General features: G+C 33.6%; 12 protein-coding genes. 2 read left to right on the top strand and 10 right to left on the bottom strand.

Going from position 1 to position 10,465, the window contains the following annotated elements; translation table 11 throughout:
* Positions 1 to 80: 80 nt before the first annotated feature.
* From Q7J54_00270 to Q7J54_00310, 9 genes are read right to left on the bottom strand one after another with little or no spacing between them, the layout of a single operon-like run.
* Positions 81 to 1,619 (bottom strand): recombinase family protein, encoded by a 1,539-nt coding sequence (locus Q7J54_00270; protein MDO8739993.1) that lies wholly within the window; start codon positions 1,617 to 1,619, stop codon positions 81 to 83.
* A gap of 4 nt (positions 1,620 to 1,623) precedes the next feature.
* Positions 1,624 to 4,314 carry a DEAD/DEAH box helicase family protein gene (locus tag Q7J54_00275; protein MDO8739994.1) on the bottom strand — a complete coding sequence of 897 codons (2,691 nt, stop codon included), beginning with the start codon at positions 4,312 to 4,314 and terminating at the stop codon, positions 1,624 to 1,626.
* A 1-nt stretch (position 4,315) separates the two neighbouring features.
* Positions 4,316 to 6,343, bottom strand: a complete 2,028-nt coding sequence (locus Q7J54_00280) for a site-specific DNA-methyltransferase (GenBank protein MDO8739995.1) — start codon at positions 6,341 to 6,343, stop codon at positions 4,316 to 4,318.
* Positions 6,344 to 6,345: 2 nt separating this feature from the next.
* Positions 6,346 to 6,528 (bottom strand): helix-turn-helix domain-containing protein, encoded by a 183-nt coding sequence (locus Q7J54_00285; GenBank protein MDO8739996.1) that lies wholly within the window; start codon positions 6,526 to 6,528, stop codon positions 6,346 to 6,348.
* Entirely contained in the window at positions 6,512 to 6,844 is a 333-nt protein-coding gene (locus tag Q7J54_00290) for a hypothetical protein (GenBank protein MDO8739997.1), read from the bottom strand. The genes Q7J54_00285 and Q7J54_00290 overlap by 17 nt, the downstream gene beginning before the upstream one ends.
* A gap of 24 nt (positions 6,845 to 6,868) precedes the next feature.
* Positions 6,869 to 7,021, bottom strand: coding sequence for a hypothetical protein (locus tag Q7J54_00295; protein ID MDO8739998.1), 153 nt, complete (start codon positions 7,019 to 7,021; stop codon positions 6,869 to 6,871).
* A gap of 40 nt (positions 7,022 to 7,061) precedes the next feature.
* Positions 7,062 to 8,195: a hypothetical protein gene (locus tag Q7J54_00300; GenBank protein ID MDO8739999.1), complete on the bottom strand. Its 1,134-nt coding sequence runs from the start codon at positions 8,193 to 8,195 to the stop codon at positions 7,062 to 7,064.
* Positions 8,192 to 8,368, bottom strand: coding sequence for a hypothetical protein (locus Q7J54_00305; protein ID MDO8740000.1), 177 nt, complete (start codon positions 8,366 to 8,368; stop codon positions 8,192 to 8,194). Before Q7J54_00305 ends, Q7J54_00300 begins: the two co-directional genes overlap by 4 nt.
* Before the next feature lie 59 nt (positions 8,369 to 8,427).
* The gene (locus tag Q7J54_00310; protein MDO8740001.1) at positions 8,428 to 9,252 is read right to left on the bottom strand and encodes a hypothetical protein; all 825 of its coding nucleotides are present in this window, start codon (positions 9,250 to 9,252) and stop codon (positions 8,428 to 8,430) included.
* Positions 9,253 to 9,325: 73 nt separating this feature from the next.
* Here Q7J54_00310 and Q7J54_00315 point away from each other — a divergent pair, with 73 nt between their 5' ends.
* Positions 9,326 to 9,811, top strand: a complete 486-nt coding sequence (locus Q7J54_00315; GenBank protein MDO8740002.1) for a DUF4065 domain-containing protein — start codon at positions 9,326 to 9,328, stop codon at positions 9,809 to 9,811.
* Positions 9,777 to 10,208, top strand: coding sequence for a hypothetical protein (locus tag Q7J54_00320; protein MDO8740003.1), 432 nt, complete (start codon positions 9,777 to 9,779; stop codon positions 10,206 to 10,208). Before Q7J54_00315 ends, Q7J54_00320 begins: the two co-directional genes overlap by 35 nt.
* A 62-nt stretch (positions 10,209 to 10,270) precedes the next feature.
* Here the strand turns inward: Q7J54_00320 and Q7J54_00325 are convergent.
* The coding region (locus tag Q7J54_00325; protein ID MDO8740004.1) for a hypothetical protein at positions 10,271 to 10,465 on the bottom strand (195 nt) is incomplete at its 5' end.

A 10,465-nucleotide genomic window follows, 5' to 3' on the forward strand; every position in this document is an offset into this window, starting at 1 on the left:
TCCCTTCGGGGAGTAGTCCCGACGTAACGTCGGGACGAAGCGCCTTACACCCACTCCGGGTGATGATATAGTCCATGCCCTTAAGAAATTTTGGGATCAATGTAAGGAGGATGTCCCAGGTTCGAGCCCTGGTCGCGGAGCCCGATAGGTTGTTTAGTGAAAGTGAGTATGTGATTAAAGGGAGAACGCAAGGAAAACTCTAGGTTTTTTCCGTTTGCGACACAGTTCTGAAGTAGGAAGTTCAATAAGTCCCTTTGTTTAGGCACATTAGAACTTTTACCTAAGCTTTCAAATAATTCCAAAGCTCCTTTGGCTAGATTTAATATTGTGCTAGCGGTTATATAGTAGTTTTCGTCTGCATAAGTATGGTCTTGAAGTTGAATATCAATATCGTGCTGTTTTTCTTTTAGCTCTTTCAGTTTTTTATCATACTCGTCCGTAGTAATACGCTCATCAAGTAAAAAGTCTGTTAGACGACTAAGCCTTGCTTGGACTGTGTCATATTCCTGTCTTAGAGCCTTCACAGCTTCTTTATGGTACAAATCCTTACCCTCGTTTGACTTCTTAAGCCCCTCAACAATTTCATCTATCTTGGCTTGCGGTATAGCGTTAAATGCCCTTAAAACCTCGTATACGGGCTTCAGGAAGCTACTTTCAGGCACATAGACCTTCTTGTTACAGATGCCCTTTCTAGCGTTCGTACAGCTATAGTAGATAAACTTACCCTTAGCTATTTCAGGACTCATAGAACATCCGCATTTCGCACATCTTACTAAGCCTCTAAATATAAAAGGTTTTGAAGCATACTGGAATGGCTTCTTACCCCAACCAGTTCTTATTTCCTGACACTTATCAAAAAGCTCTTTTGTAATAAGAGGTTTATACTTATGATTCCAAGAAATATCTTTTTCCTTTGAATAAGCAAGACCATAATAAAAAGTGTTATTGAGTATGTGGTCAATCAGGCTCGGTGCAAGCGGTTTACCTAAATCAGTCTTTAACCCCTGTCTAGCTATCTCTACTCTAAGAGTTATGGTTGAATAGCTTTTTCTAGCATACAGCTCAAACATTTTTTGTATGAAGTGGGCTTTTTGTGGGTCCGGTATAATATCTATCCTTTTACCAGTTGTGTCGTATACACTTTCATACCCGATTGGTGGTCTACCGGTCCATTCGCCATTTTTACGCATTTGCTCTTGTTTTCTTTTCACATTATCACTTAATTGAAGTACATAACTCCTAGCAAACATTACAGCCATATCCCAACGAAGAAGGTCTGAACTGTTTGAGTCTTTATTCAAAATGAGATTTTCTCTGTAAAAATGTATCTCAAGTTTTCCTGACTTTCTTAGCTCATCCAGTTGAACTGATTCCTTGAAACTTCTTTGAAGGCGGTCTACTGTATCAACCACTAAAGCAACAGGTTCTTTGGAATCAATGACATCTTTTACAGCTTCTTGATATTTCTCTCTGTCTCCCTTTGTAGATGATTCTTCTATTTCGTAAGTTTTCCAAGCTGTGAGTCCTTTAAATTTCACATAATCAGAAACACGAACAACTTGAGCCTCGTTTGAGTCCTGTTTTTTGTCTGATACTCTGGCTAAGATTATTGCTTTCATATAATTAATTAATGAGTTTATCGTACTCTTCTTCAAACCCTCCGTTATTGTTTTGATTAAACAAGGGTAGTCCAATCAAATTATATTCCTTACCCTCAATTTTCAGTACTTTTTTCTTTGAGTACTTTTCTGTAATTTCTTTCAAGAATACATTTTTCCATTCATCCTTTTGTAATAGATTATCTCCCTTTGGTTCAACAAATACTTGATAATGTAAGTTTGTTCTATCTTTCAGAAAGAGGATGAAGTCTGGCTGGAAACCTGTACCTGTACTAAAATCAAAGATTTTGTACTGTTCTTCATTTCTCAAAAGATATACTTCTTTGTATTTGTTTTGCAGATTAATGATTGTATCTTTAATAAATTCAATCAATCCCTTTTCTTCACTCGTACCATAAAACTGGTCTACTACATACCAATCTTCATACTTCAATTCATCTTCTAGTTTTTGACTATGTTCATCTTTTTTCACATTCTTGCGTACTTCTTCGCTAAAGAAGTCTACTAAGCTATATGCTTCAAATTCTGTACCTTTATGCGGATTAATATGTTGTTTAAGCTCTGTAAATATCATATCTAGAGCTTTTAGAAGTACTTCTAGCTTTTCTTTATTTGTAATTTCATTAAAGAGAGATTTCACGGTTACTAATTTGATTTTTAAGTCCCCAATCAGCTTCATCCTAAAGTCTTCCATTGATTCAATATCAATTTCTTGTTGCAAAGATTCAAATCGCAAAAGAGAGTTTTGTTTTTTAGATTTAATATTTACCGCTTTATCAAAGATGTGTTTTTCAAATTCTTTGATTGTTTTAGTGATAGTCTTTTTGTTTACATCATTGATATTTAATCGCTCTGTATCAGAATCTTCTTTATCAAAGTCAATTTCTTGCTCTCTGATTCCAAGACTTTCTACATCAAATTTAAGCTCTAGATTATCCTTTAAATAACCTATGGTCCTCTGTTTTCTTTCAGGGTTTTCTATCTGTTCGTTCTTCCAAATTTTTACATTCTTAAAGAACAGACTTTCTGCAAAATCTCGTTTGATATTGAATTTCTTTTCAATTCTTCCGTCATCAATCAAACCTTTCTTCTTCAATTCTCGTTTCAATTCATCAATGTATCTATGGTCAGAATCGCTGTGATAGTAAAGCTCTTCAAGTACTCGCATTTCATTACCAAGATTTTCATCAAATTTTCGTTTGTTTTTGATTTCGTCTTGATATGGAAATGGATAGTATCGTACCCCTCGTCCAATAAGCTGAATTTCAGAAACTGTAGTTTTACCAGCGACTCTTTGTCTATTTTGGTGCCCTTCATCTCGTCCTGAGTAGAGCCTTACAATGTCAAAAAGATTCAAAACATCCCAACCCTCTGTCAGTCTGCTTACTGTAAATATAGCTCGTACATGATTGTCTTTATCTTCAAGATTGTTCAACAGCTTGTCAGTATCTTCATCAATATTTTCCTTTGTCTTTGCCTTATTTGTTTTAGAGTTTGTAATAATACAGTTTCGCTCTGCAAAGTTATCTTTGAGAAAAGAAATTATTTCAGATTTATTAATACCTTCTTTTTTAATAAAAGTAATTAAATCTAATACTCTTGATTTACCTTGTTCGTATGCGTCTTCGCCTTGAGTAAATTTATCCTCAATATTCTTTAGAAAATCAAAATCAGATACGTTAAGGTTATTTACCATTACCAAAAACTCTTCAAAATCAGCCTTTGATTCTTCAATAGTTTTACTTCTGAAAAGAATTACAGGCTTCCAGTTTGATAAGTCATTTTTAAGAGCAATTTTGTGTCTATACCAGCTAAAGAGTAGAGCTTGTAGTATTCGCTCTCTTTTCTCTAGAGTAGAAGAGAGCAGGTTAATTTCTTTGGTATATCCAGCAGATAAAAACTCTTTCAATCCAAACTTATAGATAGTTTTATCTCTATATTTGTCAATTGCTTGTGGTGTTTCTGGTATCGTTGCAGTAAATTCTAAAAGTACATTTTTATTATTTTCTAAACCTTTCTTTTTTAGTAGATATTCTATAACGGTATGTTCCCAACCCTTTTTTTCAAGCTCCTCTTTGCTCGTTTTATCCGTTAATTCAATCGGTAAATCTAAATCATCCTGTATTCTGTTTGTATTTGTATTCAAGTGATGAGCTTCATCTGCCAGCATTACAATATCCTTCTTTATCAAATCATCTAGCAATACCTGATTTTCTTTTTGGATATGAATATCGTTATAAAGCTGTTGAATAGTAGTGAGTTTTATTTCAATCGTTTCACTATTTTTTGAAAAGGTATCAACCTTTTTAAGGTTGATAGTTTCATCATCAATTACAATCTTATCTGCAAATAGATATTTATTATGATTACTATCAATAAAGTTATTCTCAGTTTTATAGATAATATTCTTTTGATTCACAAAGAAGATAAACTTTCTATATCCTTTCTTGTAGTAATGCAAAATACAGCTTGCCATTACCAGTGTTTTACCTGTACCTGTTGCCATATTGAACATCAAGTGAGTAGGTTCGTTATTGCCTTCTGCTCTTTTTTCATTAAGTAAAAGATATTGAAAAGCTTCTTTTTGCCAGTCAAAAAAATCATATTTCAAGTTATCAGAAACATATTTTGAAATTTCAGGTTTTAGTGTACCAAAGTCTATGGCGTTTTTTATTTGTTCGTGTAATTCTGCCATACTATTTTTTGCTATAAAAAGCCTTTGTTAACTTTTGGTCTTCTGTACTGATTCCGTATTTCTTATCAGCTATTTCACTTTCATTTACATACATCTGATTCAAATCAAGCATAATCAAAAATATCTTCTTTTGCTGTGCAAGTGTAAGCTTTTTGAAGTTTTCTTCTTTAGTTATCTTTTCTTTGAAGTCTTTGATTTTGACATTGTAATTAAGGAAATATCTCTCATATAAAGTATCAAATAGTTTTACAAGAGCAGGTAAATCTTTTGCATTTTGTATTTCTTCTTTTGCTTTTTCGTTCCATTTTGCAAGCTCAAGGTAGATAAAATCATCTTTAGATTTACTTCTTTTAAGTACTTCTTTTATTCTAGGAGCGGTTACTGTTTGAATATAATCCATTTGTTCAATCAAAATGAATTTTCTATTTCCTTTATCTTCTTCATTGAGATTCAGGACTGCGTGTCCTGTTGTACCTGAACCAGCGTGGTAGTCCAAAACAATAGCTTCTGTATCATCTTGAATAACAGCATAAATTGCGTCATATACATTCCATAGAGACTTAGGGAAACTGAAGTTTGATTCAGGTACTAAATCTTTTACAAGTTTTGTACCATACTCATTTGCGTCATATCTTTTATCAATCCAGACTGTTTTATACTGTCCAAAATCTTTTCCAATTTGAATATCGTAAACACCGTCTTTTTCTGTAACAGCAAGTAAATCTTTAATTTCCTCAGCACTTTGTCTTGCATACCTCCATTTTCTTTCTACTCCCTCTTTGTCTACAGGATACACTTCAACAAAATCTCCGTTGTGTATGTTTATTTTTGGATGAAATTTGTCATCACAAACATCTCCAAAATCAATAACTTGTTTCGTGCACTTATCTACTAAAATTGAATAGAAACAATTTTTAGCACTGTGTCTTTCAGATTCACCACCCCAATTTCTTAAGTTAGAAAAAGAAATATCTTCTTCAACTATCTTGCGGTTTTTAATAGTTTTTGTTCCTTTAGGAAATATGAAGAAGGCATATTCGCTCGTATATGAGAAATTTGTACCCTGCACACCTCTTGGATTATGAACAATAGTTACACAATGATTCTCATAACCTTTAAATAATTCATCAATTAATACTCCAAGATACGCTTGCTCATTCTCGTCAATGGCAATTATCATCGCCCCTTTATCTGAAAGAAGGTCTTGAGCTACTTCAATTCTATTCTTCATAAAAGTAAGCCAAGTAGAGTGATTGAAATTGTTGTTGTATGTAAAAGTATTATTGCTACTTGGCGGATTGTACGGAGGGTCAATATAGATAAGCTTTATTTTGCCAGCAAATTCAGATTTTAAACTATGAAGAGCAAGGAGATTGTTGCCTTTAATAATCAGATTCTCTTGTATTAAACCTGTTTTATCTCGCTTTATTTCTTTCACAGCTTCTCCGTCTTTCTTATTGTCTTTAGTAAATCGTTTCCAATTTACAAGAGCTTTTCTATCATAGAGTCTATCTATTTCATCGTGTGCAAGTATTTGATTGAATAATATTTCATTTCTTTTTGTAGTTTTTTGATTGTATGCCTTAGCTTTCAATCCTTGTTTTTCCTGTGCTTTAGTAACGACAATATCGTATTCAAAATAGGTATCCGTACCTTCTTCTGTGCTTTGTCCGCCTTCTAATACACAATCCTTGAAAGGAAAATCTAGAACAACATCACTTACATTTTCAAGAAGCCCATTCTTGTCAGCTAAACCAATTTCATTTGCGTACTTTGTGTATGAATTATCAACCTTACTTTCGTCCAAGAAGAATTTAAAACCTTGAATATTGAAAACATACACATCTTTGATTTTAGTAAAGAATTTTTCTTTCAATTCCTTGTTGTCAGCGAGAAGAATAATGAGTTTTTTATCAATACTATCAGCAGAATCTTTTATCTTTATGTAATTCAATTCTCCTGATTCAGAATCCAAAAATAAAGGTTCTGATTTTAATGTTTTTACTAATGTTTGTTTGAGTTTGTTCATCGTTATTTTGTCTTTACGCTATTAAGAAATCTCTCAAATTCATTCTTATCTATCCGAAACTCCTTACCGATTTTATATGCCTTTAGACGACCAGATTTGATATAGCGATAAATGGTCATTATATTTACATCTAATTTCTCTGCTAAATCCTCTGCTTTGTAAAATTCTTTATTTTTGTTTTGCATTTTTGTATTTTTTAATTTCGTCAAAATAAGCCTCTTTATCTATCTCTTTATCAAGAAATTCTCTTGCGGAAAACTTACAATCCTCGGCTCTAATATATGGGTCGTCTCCAAACATAGCCCATTGAGCTATTACATCACCCAATGTCATTCCATCCTCATAAAGATAAGTGAGACTATCTAGTAGTATTTCCTTGCATTTCTTTATAGCATCTTCTGCATTATCAAATTCCGTGTATTTTTGGAAACTATCAGGGTCCATCATAGCGTGATAATTGTCATCTATCCAAACCTCATATTTTTTATTAGTTGAATCCATAACTATATTATACTTTACAATGGTTTACACATCAACTTGCGAAGTGGATAACTTTCTTCTTGCCCAGACTCTTTTCATATTGTCTGATAAAGCCTTGTGATAAGCTCTTGCGAAAAGTTTGCCTATCTCTGTCTGTAACTCTTTGTCTTTATTCGGATTGTTTTTATTGATTTTCATAAGTTTATTTAATGTTATTAAGTAATAAAGTAGCCTCATTTCAAGGCGGTCCTGAACCTGTGCGATATGGTACGAAATTAGTAAGAGTATCTTCTATCTGTTTAACCCAACTATGAAGAGGTTTTCCATCAGCAATTTTATTAAGTAATTTTATGTTATTGCTTACTAAATACCAGTTTCTTTGATTTATATGCTTTTCAGTAGTATCTCGTAAGGCACGGATACCGGCATCTTTACATAACACACTTAGCCCGACTAGATTTATAGCTTTACTAAGTTTTATTTTTGGCTCTTTTCTTATAATATCCGCTAACAACTGACTTGGACCATTTTCTAGCTCAAAAAGAAATAAGTTTTCGCCCTTCACGATTGTATCCCAGTAATGTCTTACAATTTTTTGACATACATCTTTTCTGAAGACCTCTCTAAAAGTAGGGTTCTTTGGGAAACCGAGCTTCAGCATTATTGAGTTAAGTTTTTGTTTATGACTTAGGCGTATTTCCATACGCAATACTTCAAGGGCTGGTTGATTCTCCTTAATCTCTTCAAACAAGGACCTTTGATATAAGGTTTGGTCTTCATCAACCGCCTTTTTCTTATTCTGATTAAGGTCTGCCAACTTGTCGTAGAAAACTATTGAGTGATTTATAGCGTACATTTGTAATGCCTTACCATCATTTTTAAAATTTACTTTGGTCAATTCAAGTTTTTTAGTTAGGTTTATTTTTCCAAGTTCTTTCAATACACCATATGCTCTATATCCGTCTGACAAAACTATATTTTTTGATGGATGAAAGGCTGATATATCAGCATTTTCAAGGTTTTTTATCTCCACCGATTCTCCCATTTCAAGTAGTTTTTTCTTAAGAGTTTTGACAACATAATCAAAATCTTTTTCTTCAACTTCATCAAGATTATTATTAAATATAAGCTTTGGAGCTGAAAACTCTATATTTATCATAGGCATTTCAACATTCTCCTTATTCCATCGCTTATACCCTGTAAGTCGTGGATAATATAGGTCTGTTTCCTTTTTCTGCTTAGGCATATTTTTTATCCACTTTGTGTAACTTTTAGTCTTGTTTTGCTGTATCCATTCAGGAAAACGCCTTAATGAGTTATCAAGAGTTGTTACCTTATCTCTTGATAATGTAAGTATTACCGTATCAATCATTTGCTTTTCCTATAACCATCCAAGTATTTTTCAGGATTTATCCTTCTAGCTTCATCCAAAAGAATAGAGAAGAAGCCAATCAGATTTTGCTGTGATTCAAGATAGGTTACCGGTTTATTCCCGATATTTTCTTGTATTCTTTGGACCTGTTTTTCTTTGTTTTCTCCCTGCATAAAATAACCTGTAGGCTGTATCTACAAGTTACTTTTCTTTACTACTTTGGTATAAGAAATTACTGACCCTCGATTAAATCTCTATTTCTTCTGTTTTTCTCAAGTTGTATTAGCTTGCTGACTTCAAAATAGACCAGCCCGTGATTAGGAAACTCTTTATTAAGTAGTTCAATAAGTTCTCTTGACTTCAGTTCCTTATTTTCCCAGATAAAATCAAGGAGTTTTCTATCATATTTTCTTTTTCTAAACCTCTTCTTTTTTTCATCTGTATAAACATTTAATTTATCTTCAATAACCTCCCATCTATTTTCTATGAAATCCAGTATGTCCCTTTTACTCGCAAATCTATGAATATCAATGCTTATAGGATAAATCATAATGTGCCTTTGCCTTCTTTTATCAATTTCAATAGGTACAGATGGATATATATCAGGGCGTTCAACAGGATTCAGTTGCTCATCATAGCTATCAGAAATAAAGCACATATCTTCGTACCAACTTGTTTTAATGTCTATTATTCCCTTTTCACTAATTTCTTCCAACGGTCTATGCAACTTAAAAAGGTGGAACACCGTTTCTTCGCTAATACCGTATCTTTCTGCAAAATAATTAATAATGTCATCAATCTTTTGACGAGGGTTTGCTTCACAAAGCTCTTTAATAAGTTCTTCAAACTCGGTTCTATTTTTCATCAACTTATCAAAAATCAACCTCTCTTTCTCCTCTTCAGGTCCTGTAGATAAGGACTTAGCATAAGCTCTTTTTAACTGTCTCAAAAATTTGAGAAAATGTTTGTTTCTTTGCAAGTCCTCAAAATACTGCTTTATTTTACGCATCCCTTGCGTCTCTTTTATCTTGATTTCTTTCATTACTTCTTTATCCATACTTTACTTTAGTTTACATTATTTATCAACATATATTCATTGATAAATTTCGTCAAAAAGCTATAATTGTTATATGAGTGCGGACACTAAAAAAGTAACAGCTTTGTCTGTTGCGGAATACTTTATAGACAGGGCAAACAAGGAAAAGAAGACCATAACTAACAAAAAACTCCAGAAATTGCTTTATTATGCTCAAGTCTGGTCTCTTGTCCTAAATAAAGAAAAGCTCTTTCCTGAAAGAATAGAAGCTTGGGTCCATGGACCGGCAGTCCCAATAGTTTATAGAAGATTTAAGAGTTTTGAATTTAACCCCATTCAAATAGACACATCTTCTGCTTCTTTTGATTTCTCAAAAAGACAATCAGATTTACTTGATAGTATTTGGTCTGTGTACGGGAAATATAACGCTGAATACCTTGAAGCTCTAACTCACTCCGAATTACCTTGGCAAGAAGCTAGAAAAGACATCTCTGTTTCAGAATCTTCAAGCAACATAATTAGTCTTACTACAGCACAGAAGTTTTATGCAGGAAAACTCAAGACAAAAACTTCCAACTAATGTAGCCGGTTTAGATACCGAACACAGCAAAATATCACAGGTTGTTGCTGTATCAGATGCCCTGAAAGATTATGAGAACGAAAGGGTTACTTTTAGCTTTGAACCCTATAACAGTAATCAATGTCGTCTCGGAAAGCTTGATAATACAGAAGCTAAAAAGTTAACAAGAGAACTGAAGAAAATATCTTTGACCATGACTAAGCATTTTAGGCACCAAAATGCCTCAAGTATTGCTTGCAAGCCCGTGCATAATTCTGGTAATTATTCTGTTTTATTCGTTGATATACCAGAAGATGCAGAACTGTTGGAAGTAGACTATTCAGGAACGGGAAGGATTTTTGGTTTTATGGTTGAAAGTATATTTAACGTTGTCGCTGTTGGGAAAGAACATAGGTAGGGAAAAGATTTGATATACCACTAAACTGAAGCTCCTGTGCTATATTGGTCCAATTAAGAGTTCTAAACGTATCCATCCACGGGAGCAACGAAATACGATGCGAACTCCAAATTCCGAGAAGAATTGGTTTCGTAACCCAGCCCCGCCAATGGCGGGGCTGGGTTTTCTTCGGTGGCGCGCCCGCCTTCGGCGGAGCGCGAAATGAAGCTAATTTTGATGGTTTCGGGGGAATATGCGATTTTTGAAATGAGGGTTTT

This window comes from Candidatus Woesearchaeota archaeon, from assembly GCA_030651135.1.
In the GTDB taxonomy this organism is placed as follows: domain Archaea; phylum Nanobdellota; class Nanobdellia; order Woesearchaeales; family JACPBO01; genus JACPBO01.

Coding starts and splice junctions, on each gene's coding strand:
- Q7J54_00310 (MDO8740001.1), bottom strand. CDS start 9,252: ATGGATAAAGAAGTAATGAAAGAAATCAAGATAAAAGAGACGCAAGGG.
- Q7J54_00280 (MDO8739995.1), bottom strand. CDS start 6,343: ATGAACAAACTCAAACAAACATTAGTAAAAACATTAAAATCAGAACCT.
- Q7J54_00305 (MDO8740000.1), bottom strand. CDS start 8,368: ATGCAGGGAGAAAACAAAGAAAAACAGGTCCAAAGAATACAAGAAAAT.
- Q7J54_00285 (MDO8739996.1), bottom strand. CDS start 6,528: ATGCAAAACAAAAATAAAGAATTTTACAAAGCAGAGGATTTAGCAGAG.
- Q7J54_00295 (MDO8739998.1), bottom strand. CDS start 7,021: ATGAAAATCAATAAAAACAATCCGAATAAAGACAAAGAGTTACAGACA.
- Q7J54_00315 (MDO8740002.1), top strand. CDS start 9,326: ATGAGTGCGGACACTAAAAAAGTAACAGCTTTGTCTGTTGCGGAATAC.
- Q7J54_00300 (MDO8739999.1), bottom strand. CDS start 8,195: ATGATTGATACGGTAATACTTACATTATCAAGAGATAAGGTAACAACT.
- Q7J54_00275 (MDO8739994.1), bottom strand. CDS start 4,314: ATGGCAGAATTACACGAACAAATAAAAAACGCCATAGACTTTGGTACA.
- Q7J54_00320 (MDO8740003.1), top strand. CDS start 9,777: ATGCAGGAAAACTCAAGACAAAAACTTCCAACTAATGTAGCCGGTTTA.
- Q7J54_00270 (MDO8739993.1), bottom strand. CDS start 1,619: ATGAAAGCAATAATCTTAGCCAGAGTATCAGACAAAAAACAGGACTCA.
- Q7J54_00290 (MDO8739997.1), bottom strand. CDS start 6,844: ATGGATTCAACTAATAAAAAATATGAGGTTTGGATAGATGACAATTAT.